The sequence below is a fragment of the Acinetobacter oleivorans DR1 genome, assembly GCF_000196795.1.
GTDB classification, from domain to species: Bacteria; Pseudomonadota; Gammaproteobacteria; order Pseudomonadales; family Moraxellaceae; genus Acinetobacter; species Acinetobacter oleivorans.
Window position 1 is genome coordinate 62,684 of record NC_014259.1, and the last position, 25,956, is coordinate 88,639.

The 25,956-nt window shown below is 40.1% G+C and carries 24 protein-coding genes; 13 read left to right on the forward strand and 11 right to left on the reverse strand.

What is annotated here, in order from left to right; translation table 11 throughout:
- Position 1: 1 nt before the first annotated feature.
- The 5 genes from AOLE_RS00280 to dapA all read right to left on the reverse strand — a co-directional run bounded on the left by AOLE_RS00280 (position 2) and on the right by dapA (position 3,666).
- Positions 2-850 (reverse strand): formate/nitrite transporter family protein, encoded by an 849-nt coding sequence (locus AOLE_RS00280; RefSeq protein ID WP_013196536.1) that lies wholly within the window; start codon positions 848-850, stop codon positions 2-4.
- 152 nt (positions 851-1,002) lie between these two features.
- Entirely contained in the window at positions 1,003-1,206 is a 204-nt protein-coding gene (locus AOLE_RS00285; RefSeq protein ID WP_013196537.1) for a hypothetical protein, read from the reverse strand.
- A gap of 190 nt (positions 1,207-1,396) precedes the next feature.
- Positions 1,397-2,116: a phosphoribosylaminoimidazolesuccinocarboxamide synthase gene (purC, locus tag AOLE_RS00290; RefSeq protein ID WP_004790203.1), complete on the reverse strand. Its 720-nt coding sequence runs from the start codon at positions 2,114-2,116 to the stop codon at positions 1,397-1,399.
- Positions 2,117-2,151: 35 nt separating this feature from the next.
- The gene (locus AOLE_RS00295) at positions 2,152-2,757 is read right to left on the reverse strand and encodes a lipoprotein-34 precursor (NlpB) (RefSeq protein WP_081399090.1); all 606 of its coding nucleotides are present in this window, start codon (positions 2,755-2,757) and stop codon (positions 2,152-2,154) included.
- Between the two features lie 15 nt (positions 2,758-2,772).
- Complete coding sequence (gene dapA, locus AOLE_RS00300) at positions 2,773-3,666, reverse strand: 4-hydroxy-tetrahydrodipicolinate synthase (RefSeq protein WP_005300412.1); 894 nt, start codon at positions 3,664-3,666, stop codon at positions 2,773-2,775.
- 329 nt (positions 3,667-3,995) lie between these two features.
- Here dapA and pncA point away from each other — a divergent pair, with 329 nt between their 5' ends.
- From pncA to AOLE_RS00315, 3 genes are all read left to right on the forward strand, one after another.
- Positions 3,996-4,640: a bifunctional nicotinamidase/pyrazinamidase gene (pncA, locus tag AOLE_RS00305; RefSeq protein WP_013196538.1), complete on the forward strand. Its 645-nt coding sequence runs from the start codon at positions 3,996-3,998 to the stop codon at positions 4,638-4,640.
- Between the two features lie 40 nt (positions 4,641-4,680).
- Positions 4,681-5,619 (forward strand): bile acid:sodium symporter family protein, encoded by a 939-nt coding sequence (locus AOLE_RS00310; protein ID WP_013196539.1) that lies wholly within the window; start codon positions 4,681-4,683, stop codon positions 5,617-5,619.
- 176 nt (positions 5,620-5,795) lie between these two features.
- Positions 5,796-7,139, forward strand: a complete 1,344-nt coding sequence (locus AOLE_RS00315; protein WP_013196540.1) for an MATE family efflux transporter — start codon at positions 5,796-5,798, stop codon at positions 7,137-7,139.
- A gap of 15 nt (positions 7,140-7,154) precedes the next feature.
- On the opposite strand, the gene AOLE_RS00320 is transcribed toward AOLE_RS00315, so the two are convergent.
- Positions 7,155-7,625: a DUF523 domain-containing protein gene (locus tag AOLE_RS00320; RefSeq protein WP_013196541.1), complete on the reverse strand. Its 471-nt coding sequence runs from the start codon at positions 7,623-7,625 to the stop codon at positions 7,155-7,157.
- A 525-nt stretch (positions 7,626-8,150) separates the two neighbouring features.
- Between AOLE_RS00320 and hppD the strand changes: the two genes are divergently transcribed.
- Positions 8,151-9,206 (forward strand): 4-hydroxyphenylpyruvate dioxygenase, encoded by a 1,056-nt coding sequence (hppD, locus tag AOLE_RS00325; protein WP_005300424.1) that lies wholly within the window; start codon positions 8,151-8,153, stop codon positions 9,204-9,206.
- A 66-nt stretch (positions 9,207-9,272) separates the two neighbouring features.
- On the opposite strand, the gene AOLE_RS00330 is transcribed toward hppD, so the two are convergent.
- From AOLE_RS00330 to fahA, 4 genes are all read right to left on the reverse strand, one after another.
- A complete protein-coding gene (locus tag AOLE_RS00330; protein ID WP_013196542.1) occupies positions 9,273-10,052 on the reverse strand; it encodes an IclR family transcriptional regulator in 780 nt (259 codons plus the stop codon).
- A gap of 295 nt (positions 10,053-10,347) precedes the next feature.
- Positions 10,348-10,896 (reverse strand): VOC family protein, encoded by a 549-nt coding sequence (locus AOLE_RS00335; protein ID WP_013196543.1) that lies wholly within the window; start codon positions 10,894-10,896, stop codon positions 10,348-10,350.
- Between the two features lie 17 nt (positions 10,897-10,913).
- Positions 10,914-11,546, reverse strand: coding sequence for a maleylacetoacetate isomerase (gene maiA, locus AOLE_RS00340; protein WP_013196544.1), 633 nt, complete (start codon positions 11,544-11,546; stop codon positions 10,914-10,916).
- A complete protein-coding gene (fahA, locus tag AOLE_RS00345; protein WP_013196545.1) occupies positions 11,533-12,840 on the reverse strand; it encodes a fumarylacetoacetase in 1,308 nt (435 codons plus the stop codon). The genes maiA and fahA overlap by 14 nt, the downstream gene beginning before the upstream one ends.
- 353 nt (positions 12,841-13,193) lie before the next feature.
- Here fahA and AOLE_RS00350 point away from each other — a divergent pair, with 353 nt between their 5' ends.
- From AOLE_RS00350 to zigA, 3 genes are all read left to right on the forward strand, one after another.
- Positions 13,194-14,582: an amino acid permease gene (locus tag AOLE_RS00350; protein ID WP_005300436.1), complete on the forward strand. Its 1,389-nt coding sequence runs from the start codon at positions 13,194-13,196 to the stop codon at positions 14,580-14,582.
- 165 nt (positions 14,583-14,747) lie between these two features.
- Positions 14,748-15,425, forward strand: a complete 678-nt coding sequence (gene zrlA, locus AOLE_RS00355) for a D-Ala-D-Ala carboxypeptidase ZrlA (RefSeq protein ID WP_013196546.1) — start codon at positions 14,748-14,750, stop codon at positions 15,423-15,425.
- 148 nt (positions 15,426-15,573) lie between these two features.
- Positions 15,574-16,839 carry a zinc metallochaperone GTPase ZigA gene (zigA, locus tag AOLE_RS00360; RefSeq protein WP_081399091.1) on the forward strand — a complete coding sequence of 422 codons (1,266 nt, stop codon included), beginning with the start codon at positions 15,574-15,576 and terminating at the stop codon, positions 16,837-16,839.
- 32 nt (positions 16,840-16,871) lie between these two features.
- Here zigA and AOLE_RS00365 read toward each other — a convergent pair whose 3' ends face one another.
- Positions 16,872-17,984 (reverse strand): acyltransferase family protein, encoded by a 1,113-nt coding sequence (locus AOLE_RS00365; protein ID WP_023274353.1) that lies wholly within the window; start codon positions 17,982-17,984, stop codon positions 16,872-16,874.
- A 353-nt stretch (positions 17,985-18,337) separates the two neighbouring features.
- On the opposite strand from AOLE_RS00365, the gene hutC reads away from it, so the two are divergent.
- From hutC to hutI, 6 genes are all read left to right on the forward strand, one after another.
- Positions 18,338-19,090 (forward strand): histidine utilization repressor, encoded by a 753-nt coding sequence (gene hutC / locus AOLE_RS00370; RefSeq protein WP_005066641.1) that lies wholly within the window; start codon positions 18,338-18,340, stop codon positions 19,088-19,090.
- Complete coding sequence (locus tag AOLE_RS00375) at positions 19,087-19,662, forward strand: HutD/Ves family protein (RefSeq protein ID WP_013196549.1); 576 nt, start codon at positions 19,087-19,089, stop codon at positions 19,660-19,662. Before hutC ends, AOLE_RS00375 begins: the two co-directional genes overlap by 4 nt.
- Before the next feature lie 251 nt (positions 19,663-19,913).
- Positions 19,914-21,590 carry a urocanate hydratase gene (hutU, locus tag AOLE_RS00380; RefSeq protein WP_005300451.1) on the forward strand — a complete coding sequence of 559 codons (1,677 nt, stop codon included), beginning with the start codon at positions 19,914-19,916 and terminating at the stop codon, positions 21,588-21,590.
- A gap of 87 nt (positions 21,591-21,677) precedes the next feature.
- Positions 21,678-23,216, forward strand: a complete 1,539-nt coding sequence (gene hutH, locus AOLE_RS00385; RefSeq protein WP_013196550.1) for a histidine ammonia-lyase — start codon at positions 21,678-21,680, stop codon at positions 23,214-23,216.
- 64 nt (positions 23,217-23,280) lie between these two features.
- On the forward strand, positions 23,281-24,693 hold the full coding sequence (locus AOLE_RS00390) for an amino acid permease (RefSeq protein ID WP_005300457.1): 1,413 nt from the start codon (positions 23,281-23,283) through the stop codon (positions 24,691-24,693).
- A 51-nt stretch (positions 24,694-24,744) separates the two neighbouring features.
- On the forward strand, positions 24,745-25,950 hold the full coding sequence (hutI, locus tag AOLE_RS00395) for an imidazolonepropionase (RefSeq protein WP_013196551.1): 1,206 nt from the start codon (positions 24,745-24,747) through the stop codon (positions 25,948-25,950).
- Positions 25,951-25,956: the final 6 nt, after the last annotated feature.

Below are 25,956 nucleotides of genomic sequence, written 5' to 3' on the forward strand. Positions count from 1 at the left end.
TTTATTGATGTTTCTGCTCTAGTTCTTCAGTCACTTGACCATAAATCAGTAGTGTAAATACACCTGTGCCGCCAATAATATTGCCAATAGTGGTGGGGACGAGGAAAGTAAACAGATAGTCATTAATGGAAGCCTCTCCTTGCCAGACGAGATAGGACATTTCTGTAGAACCCACCACTACATGGGTAAAATCACCCAGTCCTATCAGGTAAGTCATGAAAAAGATGAGCAGGAACTTATTACTAACTGAGGGTAACATCCAGACCAAGGCAGCAATTAACAGCCCTGACATAATACCTTTGAGCATATTCTGGGTTGCAGAAAAGGAACCGACATGATGAGCGAGTTCATCCAGTGCTTTGTCAATATCTGGAGTAAACAGGTGAGTAGTTAAGAAAAATAAACTCGCCAAAGCTGTCCCAATGATATTGCAGAGAATCACAATGCCCCATAAACGGCCCACTGCTCGTAATTTATCGAAGTTAAAGGGTTTGAATAAAGGCACAACAGTGGTGATGGTATTCTCGGTAAAGAGTTGCATGTGACCCAAAATAGCGATCAGGAACCCAATGGTATAACCGATATTGGTGATTAAATCGGTCCAAACAGCATCAGCGGGGAGATAAGAAGCAATAATGGCTTTAAATACAAATGAAAAACTGATGACTAGACCCGCAGCAATTCCTGAAAAGATGAGTGCAGCCGTTGGACGATCCAGCTCTTCGGCACCATCACGGCGGATAATTTCATAGACCAAACGGGGTGACAGTTTCTCATGTTCTTCAACTGCCATTTTTTCACGCCAGCTTAAGGTTTTCTCGACCTTTTTTTCCTCTATTTCATGATCCATCAGGTTTACTCCTCACTGAATAAATAATTTATATTTCTTATTTTTATTTATTGATAAGGCAGTGCTTGGGATAAATCCAGTCGATTCCTAACAGCTTTATGTGTCTTTTTATAAATTGAATGTGAAGTTGCAGCAGATCATCAGCAATAAGATTAAAGAAATGTATAAGCCCTTAACGTACGGATCAGTGCCATATAGTCACCTTGGGAGGCTTTAGAAATAACAGATTCGACTTCTGCCTGACTCCAGCCTTGTTTTAAGGCGGAATTGCTAAAGTTAGTTAATAAGACCAAAGGATTTTCACCAAAAAGGATTGGATGATTCGTTAATCTCTTTTCAAGCTTAGATATTTCCATAGCTTTACCCTAGTTTTGAAATTTAATTATTGTGAAGTGCTTAATGTTTTTTTAGATTTTAGTGTTTTAAATTGAGTTTGTGCAAGTGCTAATTTACTTTAATAGACAAATCTGTCTACTTTTTGCTATCTCAAGTAATTAAATATAAAAAAACCGGGCTAAAGCCCGGTTTTTCATGAAGTTTGAACGATTAGAGAGCAGATAAATCTACGCCTAAACGAGCAGCAACTTCTTCATAAGCTTCAACAACACCGCCTAAACCTTGACGGAAACGGTCTTTGTCGAGTTTTTTCTTAGAGTCTTTATCCCATAGACGGCAGCCGTCTGGAGAGAATTCATCACCAAGCACGATACGGTCATGGAAAACACCGAATTCAAGCTTGAAGTCCACCAAGATCATGTTGCCTTCAGCAAATAATGCTTTTAATACATCGTTTACTTGGTAAGTTAACACTTTCATTTGTTCTAATTGTTCAGCAGTCGCCCAACCTAAAGCAATCGCTTGAGATTCGTTAACCATTGGGTCGCCTAGACCGTCATCTTTATAGAACAATTCAAATGTAGGAGGAGTTAACTCTTTACCTTCTTCTACACCTAAGCGACGGCATAGAGAACCAGCTGCGTAGTTACGAATTACACATTCAACAGGAATCATTTGAAGTTTTTTAACAAGCACTTCAGTTGGAGAAAGCAATTTTTCAAAATGCGTTTCAATACCCGCAGCAGCAAGTTTTTCCATGATGAAGGCGTTAAAAAGGTTGTTCACCTTGCCTTTACGATCTAGTTGTTCGATTTTTTCGCCGTTGAACGCAGAGGCATCATCACGAAAGACTAAAATCAGATGGTCGGCATTGTCTGTTTCATATACAGATTTTGCTTTACCAGTATAGAGCAAGGTTTGTTTTAACATGAGGGAACCTTTTAAAAAAAATGCCTAGTAAACGACTAGGCTGGCCAATTTTGGTAAATCTGGTTTAACACTTCAGCAGCCACATCTGGGCTTGCAAAAGTGTTGTCTACATTAAATAGAGCAAGGGTATGACTTGAACCTACACCAGTAAGTTTAAGCACATAAGTATTGTCATTTACTTTAATCGTCGCCTGATTACTGCCTTGAGCGATGATGTTGTAATTTAAAGTACTTAATGTCGCTTTGGTGTATTGCCAGATCTCAGTCGTATTCCCATCAACTTTTAATAATGGGTTTTTATTACCGTCGGTCACAAGCTGAGGACGTCCAAGCGCAGTTGTCGTTTGAGCAGATGCATCTGCTGTTGCATTGTTACCTTGAGTTTGTTCAGGGCGTGGCAATGCAAAACGGTTACCGCGCTGGTTTTCAAACTTCGGCGCGTGCTCGATAGCGAGCTGGTCAACAGTTGGTGCAGGATACAAAGGTGTCGCTGGTCGTACAGTTGCATCGGCAGGATACTCAAGCGGGGCAAGTTGCTTGGCATTTTTATAATCTAAAGAGTGATTATTAATTGCGAAGCGACCACAACCAGCTAAACTTAAGGCTGAAACTGCAAGGACTAAACCAAGACGTAATTGCATCATAAATTGCTCTTATTAAATAATTCCCGCATCTTTTAAGGCATTGCGGAGAGGTTCGCGATATTGCTCAGCGAGAGGAGTGAGTGGTAAACGAATACCAGTATCAATCAGTCCCATCTCATGTAGTGCCCATTTCACAGGAATTGGGTTTGATTCGCAAAATAGAATATTGTGTAAATTTGCAATCTTATTGTTAATCGTCTTCGCTTGTTGTTCATCTTTAGCAATCGCAACAGCGCATACTTCACTCATTGCTTTAGGTGCAACATTTGCAGTAACTGAAATATTACCGTCAGCGCCAAGAAGCATGAGTTCCCAAGCAGTTTCGTCGTCACCTGAGTAGACAGCCATCTTGCCATTTAAAGCTTCGATTAATGCTTTACCACGAGGTACATCACCTGTTGCATCTTTAATACCAACAATATTAGGGATCTCTGCTAAACGTACAGCTGTGTCGTTTGCAAGATCTACACCAGTACGACCCGGTACATTATAAAGAATAAGAGGGAGTTCTACGGCTTCAGCAATCGCTTTATAGTGTTGGAATAGGCCTTCTTGAGTTGGCTTGTTATAGTACGGCGTCACAAGTAAAGCTGCATCCGCGCCAAGATCTTTCGCAGCTTTAGTTAATTCGATTGCTTCACGGGTTGAGTTTGCACCAGTACCGGCAATAATTGGAATACGTTTATTGGCTACACGAATAATTTCTTTAATAACCTGTGTGTGCTCTTCCATGCTCAATGTTGAGGCTTCGCCGGTTGTACCGACGGCTACAATACTGTTTGTACCTTGTTCTATGTGCCACTCAACCAGCTTCTCAAGACCCTTCCAATCTACACCGCCGTCTTTCAACATTGGTGTGACGATTGCGACGATTGAGCCTTGAATGGTCTGTGCTTGCTGAGTCATTTTTAAAAATATCCTATTTATCCATCCGAATCTGAGGTAAGAAAAACAAAATGTGGGATGGTTGCAGTATTTTGATTGTCCAGTTCTAACAATAACAGATTGTTGAATGACAATTATGCAAATTATGACTGATCAGACGCATAAGAACAATACGCCTAACGGATAATCGCGAGGTAAACTTGAGGAAAAGATAGGATGTTTTCATTATTGTCAGCTGAGAGAGGCCAGTAAATATAACAATAGAGCCTGATTCGACTGGACTTTACTTAATATGTACTTTTTTTATGGCAAGATAGAATGCAATTTTCCCGGTTGGGATTGAAGATTACATGAATATGAATAAACAACCACAAAATGCGGTTTTAATCGTAGTTGATGTGCAAAATGGTTTTACACCGGGTGGAAATTTAGCAGTTGCCGATGCCGATACAATTATTCCAACGATTAACCAACTTGCTGATTGTTTTGAAAATGTTGTTTTGACACAAGATTGGCATCCCGATAATCATATATCTTTTGCACAAAACCATTCGGGTAAGCAGCCATTTGAAACCATTGAACTCGACTATGGGCCACAAGTGCTTTGGCCTAAGCATTGTGTACAGGGTACTCACGATGCCGAATTTCATCCGAGTTTAAATATTCCGACCGCTCAACTGATTATTCGAAAAGGTTTTCATGCTCATATTGATAGCTACTCGGCTTTTATGGAAGCAGACCATGCCACAATGACGGGTTTAACGGGTTACTTAAAAGAACGCGGTATTGATACGGTTTATGTGGTCGGAATTGCCACGGACTTTTGTGTGGCATGGACTGCCTTAGATGCAGTGAAACAAGGTTTTAAAACTTTAGTGATTGAAGATGCTTGTAAAGCTATTGATCTGGATGGCTCGTTAGAACACGCTTGGCAAACCATGCAGCAACAAGAAGTAGTCCGTATTCAATCGACTGATCTGTTGAGTGGGCGCTAAGTCTATTGGTCTAGTATTTTAATTTTTAGGGATAGAAAGTATGTCTGCATTACTGCGCTTTACCCAATTTATTCAGAAAACTTTTGCCCTATGGGTTATTGTTTTTGCAGCACTAGCGCTATGGCAGCCTGAATTTTTTGTTTGGCTTAAAGCTTACATTCCATGGATTTTGGGCATTATTATGCTCGGCATGGGAATGACCATGACGGTAGACGACTTCAAAGGTGTATTGCAAAGTCCTAAAGCTGTGTTGATTGGGGTAGTTGCCCAGTTTGTGGTGATGCCCGGTTTAGCATATGTTCTATGTAAATTATTTAACTTACCGCCTGAAATCGCTGTAGGTGTGATTTTAGTGGGGTGCTGTCCCGGTGGAACGGCTTCCAACGTGATTACCTACATGGCCAAAGGCAATGTGGCTTTATCGGTGGCTTGTACATCAGTATCAACGCTTTTAGCACCAGTATTAACGCCAGCGATTTTTTATTTACTTGCTAGCCAATGGTTAAAGATCGATGCAGCTTCGATGTTTATTTCGATTTTGCAGGTAGTGTTGCTTCCTATTGTTGTTGGTCTGATTTTAAGAACATGGCTTAAACGTCAAGTCGAATCCTATATTCAGGTCATGCCATTAGTTTCAGTGATTGCAATTGTAGCGATTGTGGCAGCCATTATTGGCGGTAGTAAAGCGGCTATTTTACAGTCGGGTTTGCTTATTTTGGCGGTAGTGATATTACATAATGGATTTGGATATTTATTAGGTTTTACCGCAGCGCGATTCTTTAAATTGCCTTATGCAGACAGTAAAGCAATTGCGGTAGAAGTAGGGATGCAAAACTCAGGTTTAGGTGTTGCGCTCGCAGCAGTACATTTTGCGGCATCTCCAATTACAGCTGTACCAAGCGCGATTTTCAGTCTTTGGCACAATATTTCTGGTCCTGCACTTGCGACTTATTGGGCAAGTAAACACAAACAAGAATAACTTTATAAACAACATACATTACAAAAGAAGGCCAAACGAATAGTTTGGCCTTTTTATTTAAAGCATATTTTGCGGGAGCTGAATTTAGAACTGGTATGTCTTTTGCTTTGGATTGATGCACTAAAAATAACGTGAATATGAGTATAAATCGCAAAGAAAAATAAGGTATTTCCTAGATGAACCAGATTTTTAAATTATTTATTCCCATGCTCTCAAGCAATTTAATTCTAGTTTTAAGTGGATTGATTGATATTGCTTATGTAGGGCATTTTAGTAATGACCATGTCGCCGCATTATCGGTGACCTTATCTTTATATACAGTGATTTATGTCATTGGGATGGGTATTCTGCAAGGTGTGATCCTCAAGCTCTCGGAAGCTTATGGTTGCCATGACATACCCCATATTCGTCAAATTTTTATTCAAGGCATTTGGCTGATGTTATGTTCAGCATTGGTGAGTATTGGCTTGCTTTACTTGTTCCGCGATTTACCAAAATTGTTCGGCGCATCTGAACATGTCGTTTCAATTACTAAAAACTGTATGTGGGCTTTGGTATTTATTTTACCTGCGCATTTACTAATGCGTTTATTTACAGCTTTGTCCCAAGTCACTGAAAATGCGCATAAGGTTTTACTATCAGATAGCATTTTCTTCATTCTTAAAATTATTTTGTCCTATCTTTTGATTTATGGTGTCGCTTCATTTTCAATTCCGCCACTCGGTGCGATAGGGGCTTTGTTAGCCACTCTCATTGTACGCTGGTTTATGTTGGCTGTTTATTACCTGTTTTTCTTGGAGAAAGGATACATCTTCATTGAACATCCAGAACGTTCGGTTGAGGATAGCCGACAAAGTCTGCGGATGATTTTAAAAATAGGTATCCCGACAGCAATCATGGCGTTGATGGACGTCGTTGCATTTTGTTCGGTTGCTATTCTGATTTTACCTTTTGGGAGTGTGGTGTCAGCAGCCCATCAAATTGTCGCGAGTACTGGCGGCTTCATGTTTATTTTTCCTTCATCAATTGCCTCGGCTTATAGCATTTTGGTGTCACGATCTATGGGCAGCGGCAACATGGAAGAAGCAGATAAAATTGCCAGACAAAGTATATGGGTAATTATGGCAGTGAGTGGCAGTCTGTCTCTGTGTTTATGGTTGGAACGGGATTTAATTGTCACGTTCTATTCAGACGATTTGGCCGTACAAATTTTGGCTGCATCACTGTTGTTGATTGTTTGTCTGTCTCACTTTCTAGATGGTTTAATGACGTTATTGACCTCTTTGTTACGCTGTTGGGATGTGTCGATTTTACCTATGCTAATTTTCTTGGTCGTTGTGCTGGGTTGCGGATTGGGTGGTGGTTGGTGGGTGGCCTATAAAGGGTTGCATTGGCAGGATATCTCGATTTCTGCGATGGGAATTTATGGTTTTTGGTGGATGGCCGCTCTGAGTTATTTAGTAGCTTGTGTATTGAGTGCCTTTTGTTTTCATTTTAGAAAGCAATTAAGAGGGTTTTGATTGAGCAGACAACCATTAAAGAGAATTGATAGCTAACCAATCTTCAATCTCATTTTCAGAAATTACCTTAAAACCATGGCGCTGCAATAGTGCTGTGGTAATCCCAGTTCCCACAATTTTTTCTCCTTGAAAAGTCCCATTATAAATTTTTTGACTACCACAAGAAGGGCTATTTTCTTTTAAGACTACACAGCTTGCTTTTATTTGCTGTGCAATTTCTAAAGTCCGGTGTGCACCTTTTAAATATAACGCTGTTACATCTAAACCAGATGAATCGGTAATTTTTGCTTTGCCATCAAGTACATCTTGACCTATTCCGCCCACAATTTCTGCGGGTAAGCGAGGAGTAGTAAAACCGCCTAATAACTCTGGGCATAATGATTGGGCTTTTTTATTAAGTAATAGTTGCTTCAGTAAAGTATTTGGACAAGATTTACCATCATATCGAACAGGTTCACCAGTTAAACAGGCGCTGACTAAGATCATAAGTTTTCCTAAATCAAATGGATGGTAGGGCTTATTGTAGAAATCATAAACAAAATTTGAAAACTGACCATTAATTTTAAAATTACTTCATTTAATATTACTAAAATTATGCAATTCATAATTAAGTTATGTATTGCATAATTTAATTGTTTTTAGTAGCATCTAATTCAAGGTAAATGGCCAATGGAGATCCAACAAGGATGTTGGTCTCCATAAATCTATAAATGATTTTTAGGAAAAGACGATTTTTAAGGGTTTATTGAAAAATCTCAATCGTACTTTTAGATAACAAAGGACAGTGTGTATGGAAAACAAACACCACATGGAACGGAAATTAATCATCAAAGGCTCCACGCTCATCATATCTTCGTTTTAATGATTCGTTTTTTTCTCATAGGATGCGTTGGGTTAAGGCATTTTGACGGTTCAAATACTCACCCAATGATTACGTATTCTATAGAGAAAGGAGCTGAGTTCATCAGCAATAGAGATAAACGGAACAGGTAATCACCAGAGGGAAACTAGATGGATATTTTAGAGAACCCATTAGAATTATGCGGTTTTGCATTTATTGAGTTTGTTTCAAAAGAAAATGAATTAGATCCAATTTTTGAAACAATCGGCTTTTCAAAAGTAGCCAAGCATAAATCGAAAGAAGCGTACTTATGGCGTCAAGGAAATATCAATATTATCCTGAATTATCAGCCAGAATCTTATGCTTCATTCTTCTTTAATGAACATGGTCCATCTGCTTGTGCGATGGGTTTCAAAACACGTGATGCAGCAAAAGCTTTCCAAAAAGCAGTAGAGCTTGGCGCTGAACCAATGTATTCAAAAGTTGGGCCAATGGAGCTTAACATTCCGGCAATTAAAGGAATTGGTGGCATGCCGATCTTTTTAGTTGACCGCGATATTTATGAAAACGACTTTACTTTCTTTGATGATGCTCAAAGACACCCAGTAGGTGCAGGCTTAAATGAAATTGACCATTTAACTCATAATGTCTACAAAGGCCGTATGGAGTATTGGGCAAACTTCTATGAAAAAATCTTTAACTTCCAAGAAATTCGCTACTTTGATATTAAGGGCGAATATACGGGCTTAACGTCTAAAGCATTAACAGCACCAGACGGCAAGATCCGTATTCCATTAAACGAAGACTCAGACAAAGGAAACGGCCAAATTGCAGAGTTCCTGTCTGACTTTAATGGCGAAGGTATTCAACATATCGCGTTTATTTGTGATGACTTAATTTCGACTTGGGATAAGTTAAAAGGCCTTGGTCTGAAATTTATGACACCGCCGCCAAATACCTATTATGAAATGCTACCAGAACGTTTACCTGAGCATGGTGAGCCGACTGAAGAGTTAAAACAGCGTGGTATTTTGTTAGATGGCAACACTAAAGATGGTCAGAAGAAACTGTTATTGCAAATTTTCTCTGAAAACATGATTGGTCCAGTCTTCTTTGAATTTATTCAACGTAAAGATGATGACGGTTTTGGTGAAGGTAACTTCAAGGCGTTATTTGAGTCGATTGAACGTGACCAAATTCGCCGTGGTGTTCTAGAAGCTAAATAAGCTGAGCTTTATTCCTGATATGAAAAAACCAAGAGTTTGATCTCTTGGTTTTTTTATTGCTGTTGATTAGCGGCTTTTAATATATTGATTGATGAGCTTCACTTCATTTTTCAAGATTTCAATCGTTTTACTGTGAGGGTCGACTGGTAAAAACATTTCGCTATCCAGTGCAACAATACAAAATTCAATGCTCTGATTTGAGTTAAACACAGGTAAACCCACCGCATTAATTCCTGTCAGTAAGTCACCTTTTGCTGCCGACATTTCTTGCTGGCGAATGGTTTCTTTAAGCTCTGTAAACGCTTCCCAGTTTTGTGGTGCGATGTGCAGACCAAGCTCTTGATGTTTTTGCCATTCTGTTTCCATTAAGGGGCGAACAAAATGCTCTGGAAGATAAGAAGCAAATAAACGTCCCGCAGCAGAATTGACTAAAGGCATAATTGAGCCGACTTTAGTGACAATCGAAATAGGGTGGTTTGATTCAATTGATTGAACAACTACAGGACCTTTCGGTGACCATTTACTAATTTGTATACCGCAACCAATTTTGTTTTGTAGGTCGTAAATTAAATGCTGTACCAGCTGTAGTGTGTCGCTATGCTGAACACAGTTGAGACCTAAGCGCCATGCCTGATCACCTAGGGCATATTGCCCATCATCAAGTTGTTTTGCATATTCCATGCGAATAAGGCTGACCAGATAGCGGTGCACCTTGGCAGGATGCATTTCTAGCTTGCTCGATAGATCTTTGAGAATAATAGGTTGATTGTGCTCTAAAAGGGCGTTTAGTACAGATAAACCGACTTCAAGTGATTGAACCCCCCCAGATACTTTTTCTTCAATCATTTAAATACCCTTAATAAAGTTACTTCAGCTGTTAAACAGTGACGATCAAAATATAAATTGAAATTGCTGCGATTTACATCATGCCTGAGCCTAGTGCGAAATAGAAATCACCTTTTTCTATTAGCGAAATTGGCATGTTTAATAATCAACAATTTTCTAAAATCCTGACACTCTTATTTATAGCGCGATTTTCTAGAAATTTAGCAGTTTTAAATAATATAAATCGGCATTGATACAGAACCGTTCATTCAAACAATTCTAATCAATGCCGACTTTTTAGTTTGCTCTTTTTAAATTAGGTTCCTAATTCTGCTTCATGTAAGAAATGAGTGTGGTGCGGAGCACGTTTGGTTTTGCTCCATTCCTCTAGCATTTCAGCTTTCATTTCTTCTGTAATTTTTGCAATTTTTTCTTCAGCATGCGCATCGTTATAAGTCAGTTCTAAACGATGGCCATTTGGATCGAAGAAATAAATTGAGTGGAAAATGCCATGGTTGGTTACGCCCAAAACTTTCACGCCATTTTCTTCTAAATGTTGCTTCGCAGCCATTAGAGCATTTAAGTCTTCAACTTCAAAAGCAATGTGTTGTACCCATTGTGGGGTATTTTCGTCTCGGCCCATGTCTGGTTGAGTTGGTAATTCAAAGAAAGCCAAAACGTTGCCTTGACCTGCATCTAAGAATAAATGCATGTAAGGGTCAAAGGCTTTAGTTGAAGGCACATGGTCCTCAGCAAAAGCTAAAATGAAGTCCATGTTGAGCATTTTTTTATACCACTCAACAGTTTCTTTCGCATCCTTACAACGATATGCAACGTGATGTATTTTTTTAATGGCAAATGTCATATTAAAACTCCTTTTTACTATTCCCAATCTGGTTGTTGTTCTGGCGCCGCGTTATAGAAGGCTGGGATAGACAAACAATGGTGATAAATCGATTCAATTTTTGGAAACGCAGATAAATCAATCTTGAAGCGTTTCGCGTTGTAAACCTGTGGAATCAGACAGCAATCTGCAATTGTTGCTTCGTGTCCAAAGCAAAATTGTCCATTTGAATCTTGAAGTAACTGTTCGAGATTTTGAAAGCCTTCAATAATCCAGTGCTGATACCAATAATTTTTTTGTTCGTCCGAAACATTTAAGTCATTTTTTAAATATTTCAGTACGCGTAAGTTGTTTAACGGGTGAATATCGCAAGCGATTGCTTGGGAAAAAGCACGAATTTTGGCTCTCTCTTGCACATCGCTTGGAAGTAGTTTGGTTTCTGGATATTGCTCATCCAGATATTCCAAAATACTTAACGATTGAGACAAGGTTAAATCGCCGTCAATTAATGTCGGAACCAGAGCACTACGGTTTAACTTTAAATAATCTTCGCTTTGCTGTTCATTTTTTACCAGATGAACTGGAACAGTCTCATAAGCTAAACCTTTAATGTTTAGACCAATTCGTACTCTGTAGGCTGCAGAGCTACGAAAGTAACTATACAGCTTCATAGTCTGGCTCCGAAGTTTCTGCAAAGTCGAACGTTAATGCAGGAAGAACCGTATTTCGAACTTCACCAAAGCCAATGCGAATACCATTTTTCTCACAGTGGCCTTTCATGATGAGCGTATCGCCATCTTGCAAGAAACCACGAGTTTCGCCGTTAGAAAGTGTCAGAGGTTTAGTGGTGTTCCATGTAAGCTCAAGCAAGCTGCCATAAGAGTCAGGTGTAGAACCTGAAATCGTACCTGAACCCATTAAATCACCAACCTGAACGTTACAGCCGCCAATGGTGTGGTGAGTAAGCTGTTGAGACATAGACCAATACATATATTTAAAATTGGTTTTGCAGATTACGTCGCTTTGCGCCGATTTCGGACTTTGAATTTCAACACTCAAATTAATGTCGTAACTGTTGGCGATATTTTCTTGTAAATAAGCTAAAGGTTTAGGCTCTTGTTTTGGACCTTCAACTTTAAATGGCTCAAGTGCTTCAAGTGTTACCACCCAAGGTGAGATGGCACTAGCAAATGATTTTGAATTGAATGGACCTAGAGGCACATATTCCCATTGCTGGATATCACGTGCTGACCAGTCATTGAGTAATACCATTCCAAAAATATGGTCCCACGCATTTTCAATCGAGATCGGTTGACCAAGCGCCGTTGGTTTGCCAATAACAAATGCTGTTTCAAGTTCAAAATCGAGTTTACGCGATGCAGAAAAAACTGGGCGCTCTTCATTTGGAAGTTTAATTTGTCCAGATGGACGCACGACTTGAGTGCCACTGACTACAACAGAGCTAGCACGACCGTTATAACCAACAGGCAATTCAGTCCAGTTTGGCAGTAAAGCATTTTTTGGATCGCGGAACATACAACCTACATTGGTCGCATGTTCTTTAGAAGAATAGAAATCGGTATAACCAGGCACCTGAAGAGGTAAATGCAAAGTAACGCTGTCTTGCTTAACTAAAACTTCTTGGCGTAATGCTTCATTTTCTTGAAGTGTTAAATTTTCAACTGAAAGAAGAGACTGTAGTGTCTTACGAACTTTTGACCAGTTGGCTTTGCCAGACTCGATAAATTTATTCAGTGTCGGTTGATTAAAGTATGTGTCTTGTTCTGAGAGTTTTAAAAGACCGTGCTTTTCAAGAGCAGCGAGATCAATCACCCAATCACCAATAGCTACACCGACCTGACGCTCGCCATCAGCTGTTTTGCTAAAAATACCATAAGGCAAATTATGAATAGTGAAATCTGATTGGGGTGAAACTTCAATAAAAGAGTTTAGTTTTTGTTCCATTTTCGCGTCCTTTCCTTTTCTCGGGTCTTATACAAATAAAAGTTCGGTCTAGGACTGAGCTACTCAATAAGTTTTTAACCTTTGCTTAGATCATTTGTCTTATGAGTTTGATATAGACCGAGCACAACCAATTGCTTCATGTCTCTATAATACTGAATTCATCAAATTACGCAATACATAATTTAATTACACATTTCATAATAATTGTCATTTCTTGTATTTTCTGTTTTCATTCGCGGTCATGAGAAAAGTCACGCAATTATTTTTTCATGAATATCTATGAAAGTTTGATCAATTTATGATATACGTAATTTATTGGAAAAAAATTACGTGACACGGATGAGAATAATCATATGTCAGCACAAGAGCAAGGAAACCTGAAACATGGTTTGAGTAATCGGCACATCCAGCTTATTGCATTGGGTGGGGCGATTGGCACAGGGCTTTTTCTTGGTATATCACAATCGATTAAATTAGCAGGTCCATCGGTCATCCTCGGTTATGCCATTGCAGGATTTATTGCTTTTTTAATGATGCGTCAGCTTGGCGAAATGGTGGTTGAAGAGCCAGTCAGTGGGTCTTTTAGTCATTTTGCCTACAAATATTGGGGACCATTTGCAGGGTTCATGTCAGGATGGAACTATTGGGTACTCAATGTGCTCGTCTGTATGGCAGAACTAAGCGCAATTGGTCTTTATATTCAATATTGGTGGCCGCAAATCCCAACGTGGGCATCTGCTTTAACCTTCTTTGTCTTAATTAATGGCATTAATTTGCTACATGTTAAGTTTTTTGGCGAAATGGAATTTTGGTTTTCTATTGTCAAAATCTTGGCGATTCTTGCAATGATTGGTTTTGGTTCATATTTACTTGCAACAGGCACGGCAGGTCCACAAGCAAGCATTTCGAACCTTTGGGCACTTGGTGGTTTCTTCCCATTTGGTGTTGAAGGTTTAGTCATGGCAATGGCTGTCATTATTTTTGCTTTCGGTGGTATCGAACTTTTCGGTATTACTGCGGCTGAAGCACGTGACCCTGATAAAACTTTACCTAAAGCTGTGAATCAAATTATTTACCGTATTTTGATTTTCTATATTGCGACACTTTTTGTTTTATTCTCGCTATTCCCATGGAATCAAATGGCACAAGGCGGAAGCCCATTTGTGATGGTATTTGCTTCTTTAGATAGCCAAGGGATTGCAACGTTATTAAACTTTGTGATTTTGACTGCTGCTGTTTCAGTTTATAACGGTACAAGTTATTGCAGTAGCCGTATGCTATTGGGCCTTGCGCAACAAGGAAATGCACCAAAAGTATTTGCACACATTAATAAACGCGGCATTCCAACCAATGCAGTGATCCTTTCTGCTGCTGTGACTATTTTATGTGTACTGTTAAATTATATTTTCCCTGAAAAAGCATTTGGTTTACTCATGATGCTTGTGGTTGCAGCCATTGTGATTAACTGGGTTGTAATTTCATGGACGCATTTAAAATTCCGCAAATATATGCAACGCCAAGGGCAAACAACGAAGTTCCCAAGCTTCATGTACCCATTTAGCAACTATTTATGCATCGTATTTATGTTGGGCATTTTAATCGTGATGTCTTTAACACCAGATATGCGTGTTGCGGTCATGATGATTCCTGGCTGGATCTTATGTTTGATGGTGGCTTATCAATTTAAACGCCGAAAACTAAAAGCTGAGCAGTCTTTAACTGCTGTAGAAGCCGATATTTAATAACAGCGTAAGTTGTATTTACCAAAAGGACGTATCTCATACGTCCTTTTTTATTTTTAAAATTTAACAACAGAAATTAAAGGACTTTATTATTGTTATAATATAACATTTGTTCAATTTAATGATGAGCAATCTTCCCATTTTTGGCGAAGATAGAGCATATTTATGAAACGTTATTTAGGTTTAATTTTATTATCTCTTACAGCGTGTAGTACTCAAACACCCAAGCCAACAACTCCTCTACACACCCACACTTTGCCGCAGCCTAAAAAAACAGTGGTGAGAATAAAGCAGCAACCCGAAGATTATGTGGCTTGGATTGCAACCGCAGATCACGGACAGTCTGTACAAGCTTATAAGCAATTTCTTAAGCAAAAAGGGCTTGCCAATTTAGTTCCAGACCATGAGTTATTACGCTCGGCTCGCGATTGGCAAAAATGTGGAGTTGAACCGTATGCGGTGCCACCAAGAGAGATTTGGTCCAACATCGTTCCGACGCTTAGCATTTTAAAAGCATTAGTTGACGATGGGGTAATTAACGATTTTGAAGTAACATCGGCCTATCGAGCTTTATCTTTAAACCGTTGTGCGGGTGGTGCAGATGCTTCTCGACATGTCTTTAATGCAGCGCTTGATTTTCGAATTGGACCAGAACAGCCTACCGATTTAGACCAGTTTAATATTCAACAAACCAAAATTAAACTTTGTCAGTTCTGGGAAACCAAGGGCCAAGTACTTAACATGGGTCTGGGTGTTTATGCTTCAGGACAAATCCATATTGATAGCCAAGGATTCCGTTCATGGGGACCTGACCATCACTATAAAACCTCGATTTGTCAGTAACTATAAAAGCAATTTTTTCAAAGACTAAATGAATTGGCTTAAATAAAACTGGAATAAAAACTTGATCAATAGTTATGTTATAACATAACATTATTGTGGTTTAGAAATAGATTACGCCTCTGATCTGGCCATATTTAAATGGCCAGCCATGATCAGTTTAAATATTATTCAAAGAGATCAAGCCATGCGCACTGCAATCGCCAACTCATTTGCCAAGCTTCCTGTCACTGTTTTATCTGGCTTTTTGGGTGCAGGAAAGACCACATTACTCAACCATATTTTAAATAATCGCGAAGGCCGCCGTATTGCCGTGATTGTTAATGATATGTCTGAGGTGAATATTGATGCGGCATTAGTACGCGAAGGTGGGGCGGAGCTTTCAAGAACAGATGAAAAGCTGGTTGAAATGAGTAATGGCTGTATCTGTTGCACGCTACGAGAAGATTTACTGGTTGAGGTTAAACGGTTAGCTGATGAAGGACGCTTTGACCAATTGGTGATTGAGTCAACTGGCATTTCTGAACCGCTGCCTGTTGCAGAAACCTTTACCTTTGAAGATGAAGACGGAAACTCACTCAATGAGTTTGCTCGACTCGACACCATGGTTACGGTAGTCGATGCTTTTAACTTTCTTAAAGATTACGGTTCAATCGACTCCCTGCAACAACGTGGTGAGTCGCTAGGCGAACAAGATGAGCGAACTGTGGTTGACCTTCTTATTGATCAGATTGAGTTTTGTGATGTGATTGTGCTCAATAAAATTGACTTGATTGATCAGGCTCAGCAAGACCAACTCATCGCGATTTTAAAAACTCTAAACCCGCGTGCTCGAATTGAAATTGCTCAATTTGGGAAGATCGCTTTAGATAAAATTTTAAATACACAGCTCTTCGATTTTGATGAAGCCGCACAAGCACCGGGATGGTTAAAAGAATTACGTGGAGAGCATACGCCAGAGACTGAAGAGTATGGAATCAGTAGCTTTGTTTACCGTGCCCGTCGACCTTTCCATCCAGAACGATTTTATGATTTGGTACAGGCTGAATGGCCAGGTGTCGTACGTTCTAAAGGCTTTTTCTGGTTGGCTGCTGAACCGACATTGGCTTACTCATGGTCACAAGCAGGTGCGATGGCACGGCACGGATTAGCAGGTTATTGGTGGGCCGCCGTTGCAGAAGAAGACTGGCCAAGTGACTTAGACAGCATCGAACAAATTAAAAAGGTTTGGGATGCTCAAACAGGTGATGCACGTCAGGAGCTGGTTTTAATTGGTATGCAAATGGATGAGCAAGCTTTAATAGAACGCTTAGACCGTTGTTTATTAAGTGATGAGGAAATGGCTTTAGGACCACAAGCTTGGCAGAACTGGTCTAATCCTTTTAAACAAGAAGATGAAACCATGTTGATCGCTTAATTAAAAAAGCCCCTATTTTAAAGGGGCTTTTTTTATGATTTGTCTTTAATGAAAATTTTTCGAATGTAGCTGTTAAGCGGTGTGGAATAATATTTTTCAATCGCTGCGCTAATAATAAAAGTTAGAATCAAATATCCAATTAAAAGCATAATTTTGATGCTAGAGTCGGTTTGAGCCGGGACAAAAGCAACTTTCATAAGACCCAGCACAACCAGATGAAACAAATAAGTTTCATAACTTCTTTGCCCCAACCAAACCATAACTTTGGTAAATAGGTTATGCGCTTGCGTTTCGGAAGGATGTTGAAAACATAAAATCAGTAAGCCTGTGGCAAGAGCAAATAGGCTGATAGCCCAAGTACTGACTTCTTTAATTGGCGCATATAAATATAGAGCGACCATGCTCAAAATAATCAACCACGAAAGAGGTTTTTTATAGGCCCAATTTGGCTGGTATTTATGAGAGAAAATGGCAGTTAAACAGCCAATTGCTATACCATCAAAACTCGAAAAATAATGATATAAATAGGCGCCACTTTCTTCCCCAAAATGTAGAGATCTAAAATAAGGCCCGTATAAAATTACTCCAATCAGTACAGCAATAAAGACCTTATTACTGCGGGTAAGCAGGCACAATAATGGAAAAACAAAGTAAAAAACTTCTTCTACAGAGAGCGACCACAACACGCCCAAAGCATAGTTTACCCAACCGAATTTAATAATCAGGATGTTCATCCAGAAGGTTAAAGCTGCAAATATGGTTAAAGGATAGGAAACCTCAATACCATTCGGAGCTTGGTTCATAAAGGGTTTTAAGTCAAACGAACCGAGTATGCTTACACCTAAAATGAGTAATAACAGACACGGTAAAATACGTGCTGCTCGTCGGATATAAAAATGTTTGAGGTTAATTGCGGAGAATTGTTTGTCTCTTTTTAAAGTGTGATGGGTAATTAAAAAACCCGAAATCACAAAAAACATAGTGACGCCATAATTTCCGTTTCTTGCGATGACTGTGCTAAATGCTTCACCTAAGAAATCAAAACCTAACCATGTATCTTTAAGTTTATAAGGAATATTAAAATGGTGTAAAAGAACCAAAAGGATAGACATTCCTCGAAGAATATCTATTTTATAATTACGCATTCGATGTGCTTCCAGCTTTATTAATATACTGTGTGGCAGAAGAATACTATCGATCAGTTATTTTAAATAAAAATTTTAAGCAGCATTTCGTAAACCAGAAAAGATGATACTTTTCACATCCTTGAATGGAGCACAGGCATAGCAGAAATAATTATTAAATAAATGTTGATAAAGCCTTTATATATTTGAATTTCTCTACATAAAACTTTAAATTAGCTCTTATCGAGCTATGTTTATTTTTTAAACTTTTTAAAATCTATTTAATTCATAAATTAACATGTTGTATGTGGTTGTATATACATAGCATGTCAACTAAAATACCTTTTTGCCTGCCGCCTTTTTGAGTATTTGTTATGCCCAGAACATCAAAACAAGAACATGCTGAGCTTTCGATTGAAGCTGATAGTCCAGTTCCTTTATACCAACGCGTAAAACAGCTGATTTCACAAAAGATTTATGAAGGCTCGTGGGCTGTAAATAAAAAAATTCCTTCGGAAAGTGAACTGGTTAATCAACTCGGTTGTAGCCGTATGACGGTAAACCGTGCGCTTCGTGAGTTAACGACGGAGGGTCTACTTGTTCGAATTCAAGGCGTTGGTTCGTTCGTAGCTGAAGGGCAAGGCCGAACTGCACTTTTTCAAATTAATAATATTGCCGATGAGATTATTGCACGAAACCATAAGCACCACGCTGAAGTTTTAGTCTTAGAACAAATTTATGCAAATGCAGAGCAAAGCGTGTTAATGCAGACTCGCGAAGGGCAAAGATTATTTCACTCGATTATTGTGCATTATGAAAATGATGTACCTGTTCAAGTCGAAGATCGTTTAGTCGATGCAGCACTGATTCCAGATTACCTACAACAAGATTTTAAAACCATTACCCCAAATGCTTACCTCATGGCAAAAGCACCTGTCTCAGAAGGTGAGCACATTGTTGAGGCAGTTTTAGCATCTCCGCAAGAGTGTAAATGGTTAAAGATCACTAAAGCTGAGCCATGCTTACTGATCCGTCGTCGTACATGGTCAAACAAACAGTTGATTTCAAGCGCACGTCTGATTTATCCGGGCAGCCGCTATTATCTCGAAGGGAAATTTAACCCATGATTGAATTGATCAGGGCCGATCAATATACAAAAATGCTTTGGAAAAATGGTGCTGGCTTTACTTTAGAAATTGCTCGGAGCCAAGGTGAAGCTGATTTCGATTGGCGCATTTCGATGGCTGATGTGACCACTTCTGGGCCATTTTCGTTATTTCCTAATAAGCAACGCATTATTAGCGTTCTTGATGGGAAGGGTATGGTGCTGCATGTCGATGATCTTCCTGCCAAAACGCTGAACCAAGGCGATATTTTTGCTTTTCATGGTGAGAGTCAGGTTCAAAGTGAACTGGTCGATGGGGCAATTCGGGATTTAAATTTAATTTATGATCCTGCAAAGTTTCATGCCCGTTTTCAGTGGTTGGATGGTGCGGTGGAGCAGGCATTTATTAGCTCGGCAGATCTGATTTTCATTTTTAATAGTGGTTCTGAAACGGAAGTAAATGTTGATGAACATTTCGTTCGGATTGCTGCTCACGAGACGCTAAAAATTGAGAAAAATGCTGGCGTGACGTCGATCAGTTTTCCCAAAAAACAAATCAAAAGCTGCTATGTCATTGAGTTAATTCAACGATAAAAAGACATTATTTATTACTTAAAAAGCACATGTCGATTTAAAAGATATGTGCTTTTTTTATGTCTAATATAAAAATAAATTAATTTAATTCATATGCTTATTTAATTTTTTTAAAAAAATATGAGGAACCCTCTTCACGCCGTAAAATATTTGTGTAGTATATGGATGTGTATACAAGTTAATACATTACTATACAAATGCAGAAACAAGTGATGTTCTGCTGATGTAAGCTCAAAGGAAGGAGTCCGCCTGTGACAACAACGACAACAAAATTTCGTGATGTAGAAATTCGTGCACCACGTGGCACTGAATTAACGGCTAAGAGTTGGTTAACTGAAGCCCCATTACGTATGTTGATGAATAACCTTGATCCGGACGTTGCAGAAAACCCGAAAGAGTTGGTTGTATACGGTGGTATTGGCCGTGCAGCACGAAACTGGGAATGTTTCGACAAAATTGTAGATACTTTAAAAAATCTTGAAACTGACGAAACTTTATTAGTTCAATCAGGCAAGCCAGTTGGTGTATTTAAAACTCATAAAGATGCACCACGCGTTTTAATTGCAAACTCAAACCTTGTACCGCACTGGGCAAACTGGGAACACTTTAACGAATTAGATGCAAAAGCACTCGCAATGTACGGTCAAATGACAGCGGGTTCTTGGATCTACATCGGTAGCCAAGGCATTGTGCAAGGTACTTATGAAACTTTCGTTGAAGCTGGCCGCCAACATTACAATGGTGATTTAAACGGTCGTTGGGTTCTTACTGCTGGTTTAGGTGGTATGGGTGGCGCTCAGCCTTTAGCTGCAACACTTGCAGGGGCTTGTTCTTTAAACATCGAATGTCAGCAAGCAAGTATCGATTTCCGTTTACGTACGCGTTATGTAGATGAACAAGCAACTGATTTAGACGATGCTTTAGCGCGTATTGATCGTTACACCAAAGAAGGCAAGGTTATTTCAATTGCACTTCATGGCAATGCTGCAGAAATTTTACCTGAGCTTGTTCGCCGTGGTGTACGTCCTGACATGGTAACCGACCAAACAAGTGCACACGATCCACTCAATGGCTACCTACCAGTAGGCTGGACTTGGGATGAATACCGTGAACGTGCCAAAACTGAACCAGAAGCTGTTGTAAAAGCTGCAAAACAGTCGATGGCGAAACACGTACAAGCGATGCTCGATTTCCAAAAAATGGGTGTTCCAACATTTGACTACGGTAATAACATCCGTCAAATGGCGAAAGAAGAAGGCGTAGAAAATGCTTTTGATTTCCCTGGCTTCGTACCTGCATATATCCGTCCATTGTTCTGCCGTGGCATTGGTCCATTCCGTTGGGCAGCGCTTTCTGGTGACCCAGAAGACATTTATAAAACAGATGCCAAAGTTAAAGAGTTAATTCCTGATGATGAACATTTACATCACTGGTTAGACATGGCTCGTGAACGCATTAGCTTCCAAGGCTTACCAGCGCGTATTTGCTGGGTTGGTCTAGGCTTACGTGCAAAACTTGGTTTGGCATTTAACGAAATGGTTCGTAGCGGTGAATTATCAGCTCCAGTTGTGATTGGTCGTGACCACTTAGACTCAGGTTCAGTTGCGAGTCCAAACCGTGAAACTGAAGCAATGCAAGATGGATCAGATGCAGTATCAGACTGGCCTTTATTAAATGCATTGTTAAATACAGCAGGCGGCGCAACTTGGGTTTCTCTACACCATGGTGGCGGTGTAGGTATGGGCTTCTCTCAACACTCAGGCGTTGTGATTGTGTGTGACGGTACAGATGAAGCTGCTGCACGTATTGCTCGTGTACTGACCAACGACCCTGCAACAGGTGTTATGCGTCATGCCGATGCTGGTTATGAAATTGCGATTAACTGTGCGAAAGAGCAAGGCTTAAACTTGCCAATGATCACGCAATAAAAATACATGGAAGAACTGGCGGTGCTTTTTGCAATTGTGAAAAGCACTGTCTCAGCAGAATATAGTGCAAAAAATTAGGAAGCCAACATGGAATTACTGATCCAACCGGGAAAATTAACCTTAGCTGATTTACGTCAAGCTTACCTCAACCCGATTAAAGTTAAGTTAGATGAAAGTGCATCAGCTGCAATCAACGCAAGCGTGGCTTGTGTAGAACAGATTGTAAATGAAGGGCGTACAGCTTACGGCATTAACACAGGTTTTGGTTTACTTGCTTCAACCAAGATTGCTCCTGAAGATTTAGAAAAATTACAGCGTTCGTTAGTTCTTTCGCATGCAGCAGGTGTAGGTGAAGCACTTGATGATGCAATGGTTCGTTTAATTGTTCTATTGAAAGCAAATAGCTTGGCACGTGGCTTCTCAGGTATTCGCCGTAAAGTCATTGATGCTTTGTTGGCTTTAATTAATGCTGAAGTTTATCCGCACATTCCTCTTAAAGGTTCAGTCGGCGCTTCAGGTGACTTGGCACCACTTGCACATATGTCTTTGATTTTACTTGGTGAAAGTAAAGCACGTTATAAAGGTGAATGGTTGCCAGCAGTTGAAGCTTTAAAAATTGCAGGTTTAGAGCCAATTTCTTTAGCAGCAAAAGAAGGCTTGGCACTTTTAAATGGTACCCAAGTTTCGACTGCTTATGCTTTACGTGGTTTGTTTGAAGCTGAAGATTTATTTGCTGCTGCGACAGTTTGTGGTGGCTTAAGTGTTGAAGCAATGCTGGGTTCACGCTCACCGTTCGATGCACGTATTCATGAAGTACGTGGTCAACGTGGTCAAATTGATGTTGCGGCGGCTTATCGTGACTTATTGACGGATTCGAGTGAAATTGCACATTCACACGAAGACTGTAGCAAAGTTCAAGATCCGTATTCTTTACGTTGCCAACCACAGGTGATGGGTGCATGTCTAACTCAAATCCGTCAGGCTGCTGAAGTTTTAGAAATTGAAGCAAATGCTGTATCTGATAACCCACTTGTTTTTGCAGAACAAGGTGATGTGATTTCTGGTGGTAACTTCCATGCAGAACCTGTAGCAATGGCGGCAGATAATTTAGCATTGGCAATCGCAGAAATTGGTTCACTTTCAGAACGTCGTATTTCGATGATGATGGACCGCCACATGTCACAGCTTCCACCGTTCTTGGTTGCAAATGGCGGTGTGAACTCAGGTTTCATGATTGCTCAAGTAACCGCTGCTGCTCTTGCGAGTGATAACAAAGCACTTGCACATCCGGCAAGTGTTGATAGTTTGCCAACTTCAGCGAATCAGGAAGACCATGTATCAATGGCTCCGAATGCAGGTAAACGTCTTTGGTATATGGCTGACAACGTCCGTGGCATTTTAGCTGTCGAATGGTTAGGCGCTTGTCAGGGTCTAGACTTCCGTGAAGGCTTAAAAAGCTCGCCTAAACTTGAACAAGCTCGTAAAATCTTGCGCGATCAAGTTCCTTACTACAGTGAAGACCGTTTCTTTGCTCCTGATATTGAACAAGCAAGTGAATTACTTTCGAGTGGCTGTTTAAACGAGTTACTTATTCCAAAACTACTCCCTAGTTTATCTGAAGTGTGATTGATAAAACGGTCACATGGAGTGGCCGAATCTAACTAAATTTCCTCAAGGATTGGAGATTATAATGTCACAAAACTCCACACTACAGCGGGGATTGAACACCCGCCATATTCGTTTCTTGGCATTGGGCTCAGCAATTGGAACTGGGCTTTTCTATGGTTCGGCTACCGCCATTAAAATGGCGGGGCCTTCAGTATTATTAGCGTATATCGTTGCAGGGATTGCAATTTATATCGTTATGCGCGCACTGGGTGAAATGGCTGTCCATAATCCAGTATCCGGTTCATTTAGCCACTATGCATCACAATACATTAGTCCTCTGGCAGGTTTTACTACAGGCTGGACTTATGTATTTGAAATGGTGATTGTCGCGATTGCCGATGTCACCGCTTTTGGTATTTATATGGGGTTCTGGTATCCCGATGTGCCACGGTGGATCTGGATTTTATCTCTGATTATGTTCTTGGGTGCCATTAACCTGATTCACGTTAAAGTCTTTGGTGAACTCGAATTCTGGCTTTCCATCATTAAAGTTAGTGCCATTGTTGCCATGATTTTAGGTGGCATAGGCTTAATGTTCTATGGCTTCCACGCTGACCATAGCAGTGTGGTACCGGGTATTCAAAACTTATGGATTTATGATGGCTTTATGCCGCATGGCATTGCAGGCTTAGTTGCATGTTTATCTGTGGTTGTATTTGCTTTCGGTGGTATCGAAATTATCGGTTTAACTGCTGGCGAATCACAAGACCCTAAAACCACTTTGCCAAAAGCCATTAATGCTGTTCCAGTACGTATTTTACTTTTCTATGTACTGACCATTTTTGTTTTGATGTCGATTTTCCCATGGAATCAAATTGGTAGCCAAGGTAGTCCATTTGTACAAATTTTTGAAAATTTAGGCATTAAATCTGCTGCGAATATTCTAAATATTGTAGTGGTGACTGCTGCGATTTCGGCAATTAATAGTGATGTATTTGGCGCTGGCCGTATGCTTTATGGTATGGCAAACCGTGGTCAAGCACCTCGCATTTTCCAAAAATTATCGCGTAATGGTGTGCCTTGGATGACTGTTGTGGTTATGGCTGGCGTGCTGTTAATTGGCGTGGTGTTGAACTACCTGATTCCTGAAAATGTATTCATGATCATTGCATCAATTGCGACTTTTGCAACGGTTTGGGTATGGCTCATGATTTTGCTTTCGCAAGTTGCGATGCGCCGTAAATTATCTACTGCTGAAATTAAAGCACTTGATTTCCCTGTGTGGGGTTGGCCAGTTGCACCTGCGTTCGCGATTGGTTTTATGGTGTTTATTTTAGTGATGATGGGTTATTTCCCTGATTCACGTCCTGCAATTTATGTCGGAATAACATGGCTTGCACTCTTAACTATTGCTTATCGCATATGGGTAAAACCACAGCAAAACTTGGGAAAGGAAAGTAATCCTATCCAGCAAAATGTTGAGATAGAAAGCTAACAAATGAACTGCCCAATGGTTTAACTATTGGGCAGTTTTGAGGAAAGGCTCATGAAAAAACTTTGGCAAAATTGCCACATTGCCACCATGCAAAATGGGCAATACTCCTACATTGAAGATGCTGCAATTGTCACAGAAGGGCATCTCATTCAGTGGATTGGAAAACAACAACAACTTCCTACCGACACATATTCCGAAACAGTTGACTTAAAAGGCGCTTGGGTTACCCCAGGGTTCATCGACTGTCATACGCATAGTGTATTTGGTGGTAACCGTAGTGTTGAGTTTGAAAAACGCTTGCAAGGTGTAAGTTATGCTGAAATTGCAGCAAGCGGTGGCGGTATTGCCAGTACAGTACGTGCAACGCGTGAAGCAAGCGAAGAACAACTATTAAATTCAGCACTTAAACGTATTCGCTGTATGCAACAAGATGGTGTAACCACTATCGAAATTAAGTCTGGTTACGGACTCAACTACGAAAACGAACGCAAAATGCTGCGTGTGATCCGTCAAATTGGTGAAGCTTTACCAATGACGGTCAAAAGCACCTGTTTAGCTGCTCATGCTTTACCGCCAGAATACAAAGATCAAAGCGATGCTTATATCGAGCATATCTGTACAGAAATGCTGCCTAAACTGCATGCTGAAGGTTTAGTCGATGCAGTTGATGCGTTCTGCGAGCATTTAGCATTTTCACCTGCTCAGGTCGAACGTGTTTTTAAAACAGCACAATCATTGGGTCTACCCGTTAAGCTTCATGCTGAACAGCTTTCATCGCTAGGTGGCTCAAGCTTGGCAGCACGTTATCATGCTTTGTCGGCTGACCATTTAGAGTACATGACCGAAGATGATGTCAAAGCAATGGCAGAGTCGGGTACGGTTGCTGTGTTACTACCGGGCGCCTTTTATCTATTACGTGAAACACAATATCCACCGATTGAAAGTCTTATTAAGCATGGCGTGCGTATTGCGCTGTCGAGTGATTTAAACCCGGGTACATCTCCAGCACTTTCTGTACGTTTAATGCTGAATATGGGCAGCACGCTCTTCCGTTTAACGCCTGAGCAAGCATTAGCTGGTGTCACCATTCATGCTGCACAAGCGCTCGGTTTAGAACAAACGTACGGCAGTCTGGAGCAGGGCAAAGTCGCTGACTTTGTGGCTTGGGATATTGAGCATCCATCTGAAATTGTTTACTGGTTGGGCGGTGATTTGCCGAAGCGAGTCGTTCAGCATGGACAAGAAGTTATTTTTTAAACGGTG